Raw genomic sequence first — 16,753 nt, 5'->3', positions numbered from 1 at the left:
TCAACGCACGAAGTTTCAATTCGGGTATCACTATCAGTTTAGCCTAGTGACAAATAATAAGCGCCCCGCTGAGTTAACAACGGGGCGCGGCATTGTACAAACTTTAATGCAATGATGCTACGGGTAACGACAAATCAATTACGTGGGCAAATTTCATCTTCTGTGAAGAAATACGCAATTTCACGGTTTGCAGATTCAACAGCATCAGAACCGTGAACCGCGTTTTCAGTAAAACTGTCTGCGTAATCAGCACGCAGAGTACCTGCTAATGCGTTATCAGGATTGGTTGCACCCATCAAGTCTCGGTGACGTTGTACTGCATTCTCGCCTTCCAATACCTGAACTACGATTGGACCAGAAGTCATAAATTCCACCAGACCATCAAAGAAAGGACGGCCTTTGTGCTCTGCATAGAAACCTTCAGCCTGTTCACGGGTCAGGTGAAGCATTTTGGCGGCAATAATGTTAAACCCAGCGCTTTCAAAACGGGCATAAATAGACCCGATAGCATTCTTCTTCACTGCATTAGGTTTAATAATCGAAAAAGTACGTTCAACCGTCATGGATAACCTCTTGGTTCTTTTTTAAGCAACTGATAATTTTAATTTTTTATCCCGATAAGTTAACCGGCTAATACTTATCCCGCAACCCTAGCGGGGATAAAAGAGGCGTTGATTATAGGGACCCGAATGGCAGTTGCCTACAGAAAAAATAACATTCTATTAAATTTTTCTTAGCGAAAATCACCATTTTTTCGTACAAATCACACTTTTACCTGAATCGTTTACTTCAAGGTAAAATTAACAGAATCAACCTGTCCCCCCAAATCCAAAACACTAAGCTGATATTTCCCCGGTTGAGTCAATGTCTGTACAAGCCCTTGATTATTTTCTGTGGTCATCATCTGTTCTCCATTGAGAAACCACCATTGTTGCCCACCACTACCGCCTTGCGTTGTAATACGCAAATCAAGGCTGCCAAGACCGGGAAGCCGTTTCAATACATCTCCGTTATGAATGCCGACGATCAACAGCGGAGCTTCATCTGATTTCAGCGGTGGACACTGAGGGTTAACCGATGGCAAACGCTGCACCCGCCGTTCTTCCGCCGGTAACCATGATTCCAGGCTAATCGGCCATAAAGCGATATTTTTTGGTTGAGCATCAGGGCAATCAGGCGCAACACGCAAACCCTGTTTATCCAGCCATACCTGTTCATTGATGCCAGAAATACCTTCTTGCCCCACAGAAGGCAACGTAGGCGGAATGGTGTTATCCAGAATCCAACTCAGACGACGCTGGCGACAATTACTGTCTCCCTTTGGCAGACTCTGACCTCCCGGCCAACAAATGATTACCTGACTCACATTTGCCGGACGTGGATCAGAGGGGATCCGTTGAGCGCCATTTCGCATATTTGCCAGCAACAGGTTATTAACCTGATTCATTATCGGAACCGCCGTGGCATAACCGAACTGCCCGGTAACCGGCGTTCCGTCCGGCCTGCCAACCCAGACACCGATGGTATAGCGGGCATTTAAGCCAATAGCCCAGGCATCGCGGTAGCCATAGCTGGTACCCGTTTTCCAGGCCAGTGGTACTTGTGCCGGCAATATATCATCAGGTTGCGGGAGACCTTCTCCAGCCATAATCCGTCTGACTATCCACGCAGCGCCCGGGGAAAACAGTTGCCTGTCACGCAATTTCTGCTGCGGTGTAAATCTCAGGGGGGAAACCTTCCCCTGACGGGCAAACGCGGAGTAAGCCGCCACCAACTGATCCATCCGGGTTGCCGTTCCACCAAGAATCAATGATAAATTAGGCTCACTGCCGGGAGGAAAACGCAATACTGTTCCCACATTACGCATATTGGCGGTAAACCGCTTGGCACCATAGACTTCGAGTAGTTGCACCGCAGGTAAATTCAAGGAACGAACCAATGCTTCACTGACACTGACCGGCCCATTAAAGCCACTGTCAAAATTTCCCGGACGGTAATAATCAAAACGGCGAGGCACATCCTGTAACAGTGATTCCCCATGAATCAACCCATCATCTAATGCCATTGCGTACAAAAAAGGCTTCAACGTTGATCCTGGCGAACGCCACGAATTTATCATGTCCACATGACCAAAACGGCTGTCATCCCGAAAATCCAGCGAGCCGATATAGGCTTTCACCGCCATATCAGTATGATCAACCACCAACACCCCAACAGAAGTTTTCTCCGGTAACTGATACTTCCAATTCACCGCCATATCCTCAAGCTGGCGCTGTAATCCTGCATCAATGGTTGTTTTGATGATTTCCTGACGGTGACCTTTAGCCATTCGTCTGGCAAGAAGCGGGGCAAGTTGTGGCACTTGCCGGGGAGCCAGCCATAACATCTCTTGCCGAATATCAGCCACTTTGTCTTCCGGCCAGATTTTATACTTCGCCAACCGTTGCATAACCTTGTCACGGGCAGCTTGTGCCCGTTCAGGGTAACGATCCGGCCTTAAACGGCTAGGGGCCTGTGGCAAAATAGCCAGCAAAGCCGCTTCGCCCGCAGAGAGTTCTGATGGCGGTTTGCCCAGATAAGCCCAACTCGCCGCTCCGACGCCTTGTAATGTGCCACCAAACGGTGCACGGTTGAGATACATTTCGAGAATTTCATCTTTGGAATAGTGCCATTCAAGCTGTAAAGTGCGCCAAATCTGTTTCAACTTACCGCCCAAAGTACGTGAATGCGGATCAATCAACCGGGCCACCTGCATTGAAAGCGTACTGCCACCAGATAAAATTTTACCGGCCCGAATGTCCTGCCATGCAGCCCTGACAAGAGAAAGCGGGTTAACCCCCGGATGCTTATAGAACCAGCGATCTTCATACGTCAGCAATGCCTGAATATATTCCGGTGACACTTGATCCAACCTCACCGGGTAGCGCCAAACTCCCTCATCATCGGCAAAACGCCAAAGCGGAGTCCCATCTTCACCTACGACAATACGCGCCATTTTGACTTCACGCAGTGGCAGAGGCCAAATTTTATCTGCCAGCCATAAACCAGCCGGGATCAGAAACAGCAACAGCACAATCAGCCAAATAAGGTGATGCGTTTTTTTCATGCAAGAATACCTGACGAGCAATCAGCCCTTACGCCTGAGCATAAGGGCTGACTAGGTTTAGCGGACAACTTCCAGTTTTTCAGGTGCAGAGCCTACCGCACGCCAGTAAGGCACATACATAGATTCAACCTGAGGTGCGGGAATAGCGTAGACACCCGGCGTCACTGCACGGGCCAGATAGAGCAATGTCACTGGCTGATTGGAATCAACCGCGACTGCGGCCACATACCGGTCATCACGATATTCAGTATGACGAATAGTCGCCTGTTGCATATCACCAATCAGCTCTTGGAGATTCGCGGCACTGTCACTCAAACTGGCACTGCTGTTAGCCAGATTCTGATTTTCCACTTCCAGACCGGCAGGCAGTAAATCAACAATCAGCGCATCCGGTACTGATTTATCTGAGCTGACCACCAGCTTCACGACCACCATTTCGCCACTTTTTAAACGGTCAATAGAAACGGGATGACCCTGCATATCCAGATAGCTACGCTGAATGTTCAGCACATTTGAGTAGGGTTTTGGTGAATGCAGCGGGTAACCCACCACATTCAGGCGAGAATAGAGAGTGCTATCGCCACGGTTGCTGATATCAACACCTTGCAGAATCTGTTCCGCATTCATCAATTGATTCAATGACTTGTCACGACTCAACGGTGGAACCTGCTGATTAACCCCCGCTTCCCACGGCTGTTCTGAGGTATCTATAAAGAAACGCCCGGCCAAATAGAGTGAATTACTCTCCTGAGTTGAGAAATAGTTACGGGATGTCAACTCATCAGACAAAGCCAGTAATTTCTCATCACGATCTTTTGGCAACATATTGTTTTCAGTCAATAGCGCGACAATCAATGCATTGTCTCGAATGGAACTGCCATAATCCCCCAATCCGACATCATTATTACGGTTTTTATTGATCCCCAAGCGGACAGCTTCATCCGCTCTGGTGTTATCACCCATCAGCTTCAGTGCAACCCCTAGTTGTACCAGCGACAAACCATTTCCAGCCTGAGTACGACGCTCATAAATTTGTCTTAAAGCCCCCAACGACGCTTTCTGCTGGATGGCAAGCACCAGACCGGCATAAGCCTGAGTCGAGAACCGCATGGCTTCCTGATTCTGGCTGTAGCGATAGTTAATAACATTCTTATCCTGTAAATAACGTAGCAAACGGGTATTGGCAGAATTCAGCACTTCCTTGGGTACGCTATAACCTCGCTGGCTCGCACGGAACAAAAAATCTGTAGCATAAGCCGTCAGCCAATATTCTTCATCACCGGTTCGGTCCCACAAGGCAAAACTCCCGTCATGACGCTGCATACTGAGCAAGTGAATAATACCCTCATCAATACTGGCCCGGCGTTTGCTATCACTGTCGGTTTTGATACCCAGTTTTTTCAGCTCCGCTTCATTTGAATAAAGCGACGGATAAAGTCCGCTGATAGTCTGCTCAAGGCAGCCATACGGATAGGCGTACAGTTCACGGATATAGCGTGAAATCTGTAACGGCGGACGACTGGTCAGTAACAACTGGCCTTCGAGCGTTGCTGGCGCTAAACCCGATATGGCATCTAACGGCAACTGCCAATTTTCTCCTTGACGGATAACCTCAGCAAACAGCCTGGTTTCCGCTGGCTGTGCCGGACGCACACCAATCTTCCAGCTATTTTGATACTGTTTCAGAACTTCACCGGGCAGATTCAGGCCATTAATCGTCAGGGAAACTTCTCCCTGACCAAAGCCATGGTCAGCCATGACAGGAATTTCCACTGTTGTACGTTTACCTTTTTCCAAGGTTATTGCCTTGCTGGCCGCATCCTCTAATTTAATTAGCCCATTAGCCGTAAAGTTTAAGGTCAAGTTTTGCGTCTGTTCGGTTAAATTGGTCAGATCCAACGATAACAATGAATGATCACCCCCCGCCATAAAGCGAGGTAACGCCATCTGTGTAATCACCGGTGCGGCAATGACAATTTTACTTTCACCATGACCAAACTCATCTTCACTCCACGCCTGAGCCATCAGCCTCAGTTCACCATTGAAATCAGGAATCGGCAGAACAATCTCCCCTTCCCCATTTTCATTTAATGTCACCGGCTGTGCCTGTTCAGCAATAATCTGCACTTCAGTTAATGGTTTTCTACCACCACGGGCAGGGGCATCTTCATCACCAGAACCACCAAAACGCAGATTTGCCAGACGACCTTCACCTTCAATCAACTGACCATACACATCATATTGATCGACGCTATAGCGTTTACGGCCAAAGAAAGCCTCATAGGGATCCGGGGTTTTGAAGTTAGTGACATTGAGTACGCCAGTATCTACCGCAGAAAGCAGCACATTAACCTGTCTAGGCAATTTCTGCCCTTGCTGTGGTGTAACCTTGACGTTAACTGTCAGGTTTTGATTCGGACGCATTTTTTCCGGCGCGGATAACGTCAGATCCAGTTTACGGTTTTCATCCGCCAACGGCAGATGTAATACACCAATTGCACGTTTTGGTGTTGCCTGGCGGGATTTATCACCGGGACGAATAACCACCGCCGTCAGATAAAGGTCATGACGGCGCCACTCTTTATTAACCGGAACCTCCACATCCAGACCTTGTTCTGGTACATCAATCTCCTGCCACCAAAGCGGCCCTTCACTGGACTCCACCAACAGATAACCCTTACCTGCCTGTGGTGCGGCCATATGCAGTTTTACTTTCTCACCCACCCGATAAGCCGGTTTATCCAGAGACAATTTTACCTGATCAGGACGAACGGCACCGGTACCACCGGTATTATCCTGCCATGAATAACCTGCCCAGAAATTAACACTGCTAACCAGTTGATTCTCTGGATTGACAACCTCAATACGGTACGAACCCCAATCAACCGGGAAACTGACCTTTGCAGTACCATCCTGCGCAATCTGGATATGTTCATCCGCCATCACCAAATCTTTCTGGTCATAGCCTGACTGCCAACCTTCACCATCCGACCAGCGCCAATAGTAATCATGGCGTTCATAAACCAAACGGACGGTTAGATCTTTAGCGGCATATTTTTTGCCATTGGCATCTGCATAAACCAGCTCAAATTCAGCCAATGAATTTTCATCCACATTGTAGCGGCTTTGGTCACGACCAGTACGATAGTCATAAACCGTTTTCTGATTAAACAGCGGACGAATACCAACCAGTTTTTCTGCCGGCCAAACCGCCTGTTCAACCCGACGTGTCACCGGGCGGCCGCCAGATTCAAGCAGACTTGCCTGAACAATCACTTTTACCGGCGAAGAAACTGAACTCCAGTTGTCTGCACTGACATTCAATGCGGCTTCACCGCTACTGTTCAAAGTCAAATCAAATTCGTCCAATGTACGACTGAGATTTTCTTCAGTGGCAGCACCAAACTCATAACCCGGCAATTTTGCTACCGCATCACGGTTTGGACGCAGGAATAACTGCCCTTGCAGACGATTATCCGCAGCGGGAGCACCATACAGGTAACGGCCTTTGATGTCGAAATCGACACTGTGGTTTTTCATCACCGGTTGCGTTTCACTGCTAATTTCCAGCGCCATCCGCTCCGGCATAAAATCTTCTACATTGAACTTGTAATAACGGGGTTTGTTATCGCCCAGATCAAAACGTAACGACCAGAGTCCGGTAGCCGCTGACTGAGGAATAGTGTAGCGATACTGATACAACCCATTTTCAGGTTGCCAGACAAAACTACGGACAACCTGACCATCTGTTTTTAATACATCAACTTTAACCGGCTGGCTTTTAATTGCCCGACCGTCACCATCACGCAATAGCCCATTCACAATCAGCGTCTCACCGGGGCGATAGAGATCACGAGGCCCGAAAACAAAAAACAGTTTGCTGTATCCTTGTGGACCCGCGATATCAAACTCAGACAGATCCAGCGCCGGTGATACCAAATCAATCATACTGGTTTGGTTATCACGGGTAGCGAGCAATAATTTAGCTTTCGCATTTTTCTCCAGGCTCGCGTGTCCATCAGCGTCTGTCGTTGTTTTTGACAATAACTGCCCCTTCTCATCCAACAGACGAACTTCCACCCCTTTCAGGCTGTTGCCTTGTTCCAGCGATTGGGTAAACACATCCATCTTATCCAGATAGCTGTGCATAGAAACCCCAATGTCGCTTAACGTGAACATTGTCGCCGGATTAGTAGAGACGTATTTACCCGCCTGTTGCATCACCGCCATATAAACACCGTCTTGCTGCAATACTTTAATGTTATTTAATGGCAACAATAATTTTTCGCGAGTATTTAACGTTGGATTAAGATCAAAACGACCGGTATAAACCAATTCCGCATCTTTAAGAATATCTTCAGACTCCCAGGAGTTCAGATTATTGCGATATTGCCACTGTGCAATAAAAGAGGGTAATGCCGTCTCTTTTATCCGGAAAAAGTTAACATCAATACTATTCACATTAAGTGCTAACACTGGCAAACCTTCAGCTACTTTACTTGGCAACAAAGAGCCCTTGCTGGCAAAACCAACAGACGGAGAAATCGTCTCGGTTGTCAGGGTTTTCTCATACGCCGTTTCAAGCTGACGCTCATTGATGCCTTTAACGCCTTTATCTACGGTCAGTTGCAGTTTACGGGATGGCGGCAGATGGCGCAGGCGAAGCGCCATCATGTTATCTGACAGTTCCCACGCACCATCAAGCTTGCCCTGTTTTACATCCACCAAACGGACATTTTGAGCAAAATTCTGATTCGGATCTAAGGGAACAGAAAATGTCACCACCATCGCGCTGGCACCATCAAGCTGCACTTCCGAGGCATCCAAAATTGTCACCTCTTTACCGGCATAACGTTTTGCCAGTTCGGCCAGTGATGCCGCATCTTTCTGTTTTACTGATTTTGTTGGAATATTTGACTGTTGAGGTGCTTTTTCGCTTTGAATTTCTGTGGACTGCGATTGAGCTGCTTTATTATTATCAGTGCTGTCAGACTGGTCACAACCAGCAAGCATCAGCAAAAACGCTAACATCACTGCAAAATAACGCTTTTTTCTTTCCGGCCACCGCCAGAATTGACTTTGATCCATGACTATAACCCCTGCCTTATCCCAACCAATCGGTGATAGGATTTAATAAATAGTTTTATAAATCAATATATTAAATTTAAATCAAGAAAATATGAGCAACTGAGTACCACCTCTACTCTAATACTAGTAAGACAACATACAGACATTAAGTTTATATAATAACGCCTTATTTTGACGAATTAAATATCATAAAAATGATAAATAAATCTAAATTCATTGATTCAATCTCTGATTAAGAACTCTATATATCTTATTAAAACTTGCATACTGTTTTGCCAAGTTATTAGATATAATCCATTATTAAATTATCCTCTCCGATAATTTACGAAAAATATAACAACCTAAAACAGACGATTAAGATAAGTTGAATAAAGAAAAAATGGGAGTTATCGTACCGGATATAAATATCATTATTAGATTAAACACATCCAGCTTAAATATTATATTAGTTTTCTAACAAAGTACACAAATGGAAATTTAAACAAAATAATATCGATAACTTACTCATAATCCATTACTATTATTTATATAATTTACGGATTAATAACCTCAAGAATTAAAACAGCAAGAAACATTAAAATCATTATGATAATACAATTTCACCCAACATATAACAAACTATTTTTCCATACTAATCATTACATTCACAATAATACCAAGAAATAACTCATTCCAATCAATAAGTTATTCATAACATTAAATAAAAAATAAGAAATTAAATGCAAGCGCCATTGCTAGCAACAATATAAAAACATTTAGAAAAATCATCAGAAAATAATCCAAACATAACTCCAGACAACATAAAATATATAAAAATACGTTTACAACATAAAACGTAAAATACATTGACATATGATGCCACTTTCTTACTAAAAGTGGCAATAATTACTCACGTTAAACTCCCATTATTTAAATTATTTTTATAAAATATAAATAAGATCCTCTGTAATAAAAAAATGCAATAGAAAATATAAATAAACTCTGTAATAAAAATATTAACCAATCGTTACTATAAACCTAATGAAAATCCATTTTCTGCATACCTTTCACCACATTACTCTACTAATAACACCTGTCCTGTTTTCAGTTGCTTAACATTTGGCAACCAAAGCCTTCCCCAGCTACCGGTACAATGACATCCATAGACTTCTTTTATATTTTCTTTTACAAAGAATTCTCTGACCTTCAATAACTCTGTAGGTAATGCCCTCTTCAAATGCAACCCACCTATGACTGCACATACTTTATCCACACCTGTAATCATTTTAGCGTGGTTAATTATTTCACAAATACCCGAATGACCACAGCCAATGATAATTACAAGCCCATTATCACTTTTCCAAATTAACGCACTGTCATCAAGTATATAATCATTAGCCCAGGAATCCCTTCTGACTAAACCACAAGCTTTCCGATGATCACTTGCTATTTCACCTGAAAAAACAAATCGTTCACTTATTTTCATATGCGATTTTGTCAAACGAAAATAAACTTTCTTCTTGATTCTTTTATTAATTTTACCCGATGTTTTTTTAAATTTTAAGGCAATATTTTTAAACATAACACCATAATACTTCTCATTTAATGCATCGGGATGACATATTAATTTAGCATTATGGGGAAAATAATTAACACCACCTATATGGTCAGAATGACCATGAGAGATAACAATCCTGGATATATCATCAACAGATATTCCCATCCTGTTCGCATTCTCAAGATAGCTGCCATCTGGACCAGTATCAAAAATTATCTTCTCTTCACCATCCTCAAGTAAAAGACTCAAACCAGGTTTAGCTATCAAATATGAGTCAGATGTTTTATTTTCAAGGAGCACAGTTATTTTTAATGACATGGCATATCCATTAGTTTTGTTGAAGTAATGTATCTATTAAACGATACGGGTAACAATAGCATTGATGCACATCAATAAAATAATGAAAAGCCATTATATCGTCACATTCTTATAAGCAGATCACAAATTATCTCCGCTCCGCCACAAGTTAATTTTTCAACATGAAATGATTATCTCCCCTTCATATTTATTGTCTTGCAATATTAACATACAATTATTATATCTTGCTGTACAACATATAGTTACAGATAAAAAACAAGTATACTATTTAGCAAATAAAATCCAGCAGAAAATTATTCAATATATTTTAGTGAAAGAAATAAATCTACTATTCATCAATGGAAACAAACCTTCCCACATTAATTAAGAATATAAAAATACAATATCTAAACCTTCTATAAACTCATTAGATTTAAATATCATTTTAAATTCGATCACCAATTGAACAACTCATTCTTATCTGTACTATAGAGTAAAAATATAAGGCATTTATCAGATATAACATTGAAAATTATTATTAAAAATAATTTTAAAATATAATTATATTGATTATCGTTACACGAAACCATTAATTAAACACGCCAATTTCCATTCATCCATTATTGAATTAATATTAATATATTTGTTACAATAACAATACATTATCTTTCTGCGGACAAGTAAGAGATTCTATTTAAACCAAAGGTAAATTATGAAAATATTTATATCTATCTTGTAGATAAACTTCAATCAAGAAAGTAATATCATACATAAGAGCTAAAAGCACCCTCAACTGGCTATATAAATATGACTAACACTTATAAATAGTTACATTTAAATATCATTATATTTGAAGCAAGATTTGTGATAAGAAATACGTACATAGTGAACCTTTTACTGATAGTATTTTTAGGCTACACATGACCGTGGAGAAGATGCATGAAAAATACAACCACAACAGTAGTTGGGCTTGCGTTAGTTCCAATGCTTATATCAACGCAAGCTCAGGCATTTCAAACATCAGCGCCATTAGCTCGAATGATAGAGGAATGGGGTTCAACAGGTGGCGCACGGACGTTTCCCAAAAAATCCGTGGCAGCGCTGGATGCCAGCATTCGTGAGCATCTTGATGCCTTAACTCACCAGTGCGAAGAACTTGACAAAGCCATAGCTGAAACTCTTAACAAGATTAACTGTGGTGAAGATGTTGTTCTTTCTCATTCGCTTATTTCAAACTCGAACTCTACGATATCTACAATTAAAGAAAGCATTCAATTTGCCGATGAGCTGTTCGAGGATATTTTATGTAACATCCCATCACCTTCTCAGGCAACGATCAAAAGGCTTAAACATGACACTATCTCAGGTTTGCATGAGGTTATTAAGACTATGAGTAATATAGTGCATATCCAAGAAAAAATTAAAGATCGTGAAATGATGGCAATCGTTGTCATCGACAAAAATCGTGTTGAAATGGCTTTAGCTTCAGAACGAATACAAGCTCCAAGAAGTATGTCCCGCGAAGAAAAACGTAAATTTATTTTGCAACATGCATCTTAGATGCCTATCCCAGTAGTCGTAATTATTGTAGACCGTTCTTGCGAATGAATAGTGAACACAGATAGTACACAGAACCTGGAACGTACACACAGTACGTGAGGAGTAGATTCGCTTCGCTCGCCTTTCAGGCCGCACTAAAATACGTTCAAAAGTTATCGCTTTTGTCAGAATACTGCCTAATGTTCGCTCTTTACTACAAAGAACGGCAAATAAAATAGCCCTAATAGGATAGACAATTGGAAAGGTTTGTCGAAATGGATTGTATATATACATGGTCTTTTTCTATTGTATTTGCAAAAGAATTTAAACAGTTTCCAAAAGACCAACAAGATAAAATTTTGGATTTTATTGATCGTTATGAAGAAAATGGATTAGTTACACCGGATACTTTCAATAAATATGAAGGTAAAATCAGCCATTCATGGCGTGGGTTAGAAAAAACAGATAAGAACTATAGATATGCTTACGAAAACAACTTGTGGCACTACCATATTGGTATACCAGAATACATAAATACGCCTTCTAACTATAAGACTTCTGATTGGGTTCTACATTTTCAGTGGATTTATGGAGAAAATCATATAAATATAGTAGATATATATCGGCACTACATTATAGATGGAAAATTCTATTTACCCCCTGTAACAAATTTGAAAACGATATCATGAATCAATGAAAAACCAGCTCAGACAATCTTTTGATTTAACCAACCCTGCCCAGCAGGGTTAGTTATTATTTCTGGCTGGTAGATTCACATTAAAGTAATAATCTATCTCTTAATTCAATATATAAAAAACTGCACCATTATTAAAACAATCACTTATTCATTACCGGAATATTCCCCCGTAACCAACTGCCTAATTTACGCTGATAAAATGGTTGCGTATGCTGAATCAAATAATGGCTGATCCCACGCTCCTTTTCATCAACCAGGCAGAAGTCAATAGGTTCTTCTTCAGATGTGTATTCGCAAGCAATGCCGCCAGCTTCTTGAATTAGCTGTTCAATCTCATTCTCCGTGCCATTCATTTCCAGCCCAATTAATAAATTGGGCTTCTCATCCACATTTTTATCATGAGCTTGAATGATAAAAGCACGGCGAACAGGTTTACGCTGACTGAATAAACTAACCAGAGCTTCAATGAGCTGCGAAGGATATTCTTCCGGCTGGCTGAGTGTTATCGCACTGCCACTTGGCACATCAACTTCAACCGAAACTAACTCACTTAATGAACTCATAAAAATCTCCAATCAGTTTTTTTATATAAAATGGATTTATTTCGCTTTTGCCAACAATAAATTAGCAATCGAACGAACGCCATAACCCGTTGCGCCAGCCGACCAATGTTCTACCGCAGATTTACGGTAAGTCGCAGAGCAGTCAATATGAACCCAGCCCTTTTGGTATTCTTCCACAAAGTGAGACAGGAAAGCCGCCGCAGTACTGGCACCGGCAGTATGTGATGGTGCCGCGACATTGTTCAACTCAGCAAAATTCGATGGCAGTTGGCTACGATGAAATTCAGCCAATGGCAGACGCCAGAACAATTCATTTTCAGATTCTGATGCGGCCAACAGATCCGCCGCCAATTTATCATCAAAGCTGAATACACAGTGATAATCATTACCCACAGCCGTTTTCGCTGCGCCTGTCAGGGTCGCTGCATCAATGATTAACTTCGCTTTCTCTCTGCTGGCATCAATTAAACCATCAGCCAGCACTAAACGACCTTCCGCATCGGTGTTCATAACTTCAACAGATTTACCATTACGGTAACGGATAATATCACCCAGTTTAAAAGCGTTACCACTGACCATGTTATCCGCAATGCAGAGGAACAGTTTAACGCGCTGTTTCAGGCCTCGGCTGATGGCCAACGCCAGCGCACCCGCCAGCGTTGCCGCTCCACCCATATCTGATTTCATGGAGTCCATAAAAGAAGATTGTTTCAGGCTGTAGCCGCCGGTGTCAAATGTGATGCCTTTACCCACCAAACAGGCGAATATCGGCGCGTGTGGGTTGTCAGTCGGGTTGTAATCCAGCGCCAACAATATCGGATCACGGGAAGAACCGCGACCAACAGTATGAATACCCGCATAACCCTGTTCACGCAAATCTTCGCCTTTAGTAATGCGATAATTTACCGCTTCACCAGCAACACCACACATCAAGTCAATAGCACGCTTTGCCAATTGTTCCGGCCCAAGCTCTTCCGCTGACATATTGATGGTGTCACGCACCCAATCAATAATTTTAATTCTGCTTTCGAGTTCTTGTTTTTCAGCCGCAGGCAATTGAGGCCATTCAATAGAACGGCTGCCTTTTGGTGCACGGAAACCTTGCCAAAATGCCCAACTTTTTTCTAAATCCCAGCCTTCACCAACCAGAGCTACATGACGAATTCCCTGACCATCAATTTTACGTCCGGCTCGTTGAACCGCACCCAATTTGCCTTTACCCGTCAGATGAATCGTCATCCCTTGCTCACTCGAACTAATCAGCGCTTTTTCACCCCAGCAAGCTGCTGCTGGCTCATAAGACAGTGTTATTGGCATGATTTGTTTAGTCATTCTTTTCTCACCTCTTATTATTCACCGCTTGATGGCAGCCAGGATTTTATTCAGACTTCCACCCATATAATTATTCGTCTGCCAGATATTAACCCTATAAAAAAACTGGCTAAAGCCAGTTTTTCATTAAAGCTCAGACTACCTTAAAACTGTGACAGATAAATAACAAATTAATGCTATTTGTTACTCAAACTCATCCAGCCAGACCAAAAGAATCGCTTCCAGAACTTTTTCATTGGATTTTTCAGGCGCATCCTCAAAATCATCCAGGTCACAAATCCATTGATGCATATCAGTAAAGCGAACTGTTTTTGGATCCAAATCAGGAAATTTGTCAAACAGCGCTTCACCGATTTCACGGCTATCAGACCATTTCAGGCTCATTGATATTTCTCCTGCCAATCAGTGCTCACGGGCATGGTTAATGGTGTATTTTGGAATTTCGATGACCAAGTCTTCGTCCGAGACTCTGGCCTGACAACTCAGACGACTTTCCGGTTCAAGTCCCCAGGCTTTATCCAGCATGTCGTCTTCCAGTTCTGAGCTCTCTTCCAGTGAATCGAAACCTTCACGAACGATACAGTGGCAAGTGGTGCAAGCACAGGATTTTTCACAGGCATGCTCAATCTCAATCCCATTGCGCAATGCAACGTTCAGAATGGATTCCCCTTCTTTGGCTTCCAGAACTGCACCATCAGGGCAAAGATCGTTATGAGGTAAAAATATAATTTTCGGCATAATTAAATCTCGTCCACAGAATGGCCCGCCAACGCCCGACGAACAGATGAATCCATCCGGCGTGCAGCGAATTCCTGCGTTTGCTTATCCAGTTGTTTAATTGCGTTCTCAATCACTTCAGGATCACTCCCCTGAACGCTTTTTATCAGTGTTTCTACGGCAGTATCAATCGCCGCGTGTTCTTGTTCATTCAGCAGATCGGCATCTTTTTCTAACGCACTGGTGACACTTTCCAGTACCCGCGCCGCTTCTACTTTTTGTTCTGCCAGTTTGCGCGCAGTGATATCTTCCTGAGCATTCGCCATAGAATCTTTTATCATGCGGGCGATTTCTTCATCAGGCAAACCATAGGACGGTTTCACCTGAATAGACGCTTCTACACCAGTGGATTTTTCCAACGCGCTCACGCTCAACAAACCATCAGCATCTACCTGAAACGTGACCCGTATATGAGCGCCACCTGCCGGTAACGGAGGAATGCCACGCAGGGTAAAACGGGCCAGTGAACGGCAATCACTCACCAATTCCCTTTCCCCTTGTACCACATGCATACTCATCGCACTCTGGCCGTCTTTGAAGGTCGTGAACTCCTGCGCTCTCGCAGCCGGAATGGTTGTATTGCGTGGGATGACTTTTTCAACCAGCCCCCCCATCGTTTCCAGCCCAAGTGACAGCGGAATAACATCCAACAGCAGCATGTCGCTATCCGGTTTGTTACCCACCAAAATATCTGCCTGAATTGATGCACCGACAGCAACAACTTTATCAGGATCAATGGATGTCAGTGGCTTACGGGCGAAAAATTCGCCAACCATGTGACGAACCAACGGTACACGGGTTGAGCCACCCACCATAACCACCTGTAAAACCTCGTCCACAGAGACTTCGGCATCTTTCAACGCCCGACGGCTTGCCAGCAAAGTCCGTTTTACCAACGGGGTAATCAATGCTTCAAATTCGGAACGGGTGATTTTTCCCTGCCAGCCGGCAATGTTTATCTCTGCAACATCAACATCACTCAAGGTGATTTTCACCTCGGCGGACACGTCCAATAGCTGGCGTTGCAAACTATGGTTATCACGATTGCCAATACCCGCCTGTTCACGGATCCAATCAGCCAGTATCGCATCGAAATCATCCCCACCAAGCGCGGTGTCACCGCCGGTTGCCAGTACTTCAAAGACACCTCGGCTTAACCGGAGAATGGAAACGTCAAAGGTACCGCCCCCTAAATCATAAACCGCGATAACCCCTTCCTGACCAGAATCCAACCCGTAGGCAATCGCAGCGGCAGTGGGTTCATTAAGCAGGCGCAGAACATGTAATCCGGCTAAACGCGCCGCGTCTTTGGTTCCCTGACGCTGGGCATCATCAAAGTAGGCTGGAACGGTGATCACAACCCCATCAAGCTTACCATCCAGTGTTTCTTCTGCACGCTGTGCCAGCAATTTAAGAATTTCAGAAGAAACCTGAATAGGATCGACCAACCCCGTCGCCGTATTGATTAACGGCAAACCGTTTTCACTCGCCTGAAATTGATAAGGCAGATTTGGGTAACGTTGCTGAATATCCGCCAGAGAACGCCCCATCATGCGCTTCACAGAACTGATGGTATTAACCGGATCATGCGCCGCCTGTTGACGGGCTAGCCAGCCAATTTCAATACCATTTTCGTGGTAGTGGACAACGGAAGGAAGCAGGTAACGGTTTTCGTTATCCATCAGTGTTTCCGCTTGCCCACTGCGAACAGTGGCAACTAATGAATGCGTCGTGCCTAAATCAATGCCGGCAGCTAAACGACGTTGATGGGGTACAGCGGATAAACCCGGCTCGCTGATTTGTAATAAAGCCATATA

The 16,753-nt window shown here is 43.4% G+C and carries 10 protein-coding genes and 1 pseudogene; 2 read left to right on the top strand and 9 right to left on the bottom strand.

Going from position 1 to position 16,753, the window contains the following annotated elements:
* Nucleotides 1–134 precede the first annotated feature (134 nt).
* From ndk to ACGF63_RS06560, 4 genes are all read right to left on the bottom strand, one after another.
* Nucleotides 135–563: a nucleoside-diphosphate kinase gene (ndk, locus tag ACGF63_RS06575; RefSeq protein WP_036843153.1), complete on the bottom strand. Its 429-nt coding sequence runs from the start codon at nucleotides 561–563 to the stop codon at nucleotides 135–137.
* A gap of 221 nt (nucleotides 564–784) precedes the next feature.
* Complete coding sequence (gene pbpC, locus ACGF63_RS06570; protein ID WP_387629636.1) at nucleotides 785–3,106, bottom strand: peptidoglycan glycosyltransferase PbpC; 2,322 nt, start codon at nucleotides 3,104–3,106, stop codon at nucleotides 785–787.
* 57 nt (nucleotides 3,107–3,163) lie between these two features.
* The gene (locus ACGF63_RS06565; RefSeq protein WP_387629634.1) at nucleotides 3,164–8,194 is read right to left on the bottom strand and encodes an alpha-2-macroglobulin; all 5,031 of its coding nucleotides are present in this window, start codon (nucleotides 8,192–8,194) and stop codon (nucleotides 3,164–3,166) included.
* A 1,054-nt stretch (nucleotides 8,195–9,248) separates the two neighbouring features.
* Nucleotides 9,249–10,049 (bottom strand): MBL fold metallo-hydrolase, encoded by an 801-nt coding sequence (locus ACGF63_RS06560; RefSeq protein ID WP_152962359.1) that lies wholly within the window; start codon nucleotides 10,047–10,049, stop codon nucleotides 9,249–9,251.
* Between the two features lie 918 nt (nucleotides 10,050–10,967).
* Between ACGF63_RS06560 and ACGF63_RS06555 the strand changes: the two genes are divergently transcribed.
* On the top strand, nucleotides 10,968–11,588 hold the full coding sequence (locus ACGF63_RS06555; protein WP_152962360.1) for a hypothetical protein: 621 nt from the start codon (nucleotides 10,968–10,970) through the stop codon (nucleotides 11,586–11,588).
* A gap of 236 nt (nucleotides 11,589–11,824) precedes the next feature.
* The gene (locus ACGF63_RS06550) at nucleotides 11,825–12,256 is read left to right on the top strand and encodes a hypothetical protein (protein ID WP_203448917.1); all 432 of its coding nucleotides are present in this window, start codon (nucleotides 11,825–11,827) and stop codon (nucleotides 12,254–12,256) included.
* A 148-nt stretch (nucleotides 12,257–12,404) separates the two neighbouring features.
* On the opposite strand, the pseudogene ACGF63_RS06545 reads toward ACGF63_RS06550, so the two are convergent.
* The 5 genes and pseudogenes from ACGF63_RS06545 to hscA all read right to left on the bottom strand — a co-directional run.
* Nucleotides 12,405–12,797, bottom strand: a pseudogene (locus ACGF63_RS06545) (enhanced serine sensitivity protein SseB C-terminal domain-containing protein); the annotation flags it as partial.
* A 66-nt stretch (nucleotides 12,798–12,863) separates the two neighbouring features.
* Nucleotides 12,864–14,159 (bottom strand): aminopeptidase PepB, encoded by a 1,296-nt coding sequence (gene pepB, locus ACGF63_RS06540; protein ID WP_152962361.1) that lies wholly within the window; start codon nucleotides 14,157–14,159, stop codon nucleotides 12,864–12,866.
* 183 nt (nucleotides 14,160–14,342) lie between these two features.
* Nucleotides 14,343–14,543, bottom strand: a complete 201-nt coding sequence (gene iscX / locus ACGF63_RS06535) for a Fe-S cluster assembly protein IscX (RefSeq protein ID WP_036843142.1) — start codon at nucleotides 14,541–14,543, stop codon at nucleotides 14,343–14,345.
* An 18-nt stretch (nucleotides 14,544–14,561) separates the two neighbouring features.
* Entirely contained in the window at nucleotides 14,562–14,897 is a 336-nt protein-coding gene (fdx, locus tag ACGF63_RS06530) for an ISC system 2Fe-2S type ferredoxin (RefSeq protein ID WP_036843140.1), read from the bottom strand.
* A 2-nt stretch (nucleotides 14,898–14,899) separates the two neighbouring features.
* On the bottom strand, nucleotides 14,900–16,750 hold the full coding sequence (gene hscA, locus ACGF63_RS06525) for a Fe-S protein assembly chaperone HscA (RefSeq protein WP_387629628.1): 1,851 nt from the start codon (nucleotides 16,748–16,750) through the stop codon (nucleotides 14,900–14,902).
* Nucleotides 16,751–16,753: the final 3 nt, after the last annotated feature.

This window comes from Photorhabdus sp. RM322S (assembly GCF_042879395.1).
Classification (GTDB): Bacteria; Pseudomonadota; Gammaproteobacteria; order Enterobacterales; family Enterobacteriaceae; genus Photorhabdus; species Photorhabdus khanii.
Note: the sequence above shows the minus strand (reverse complement) of the source record. Positions and strands in the feature narration are given on the sequence as shown.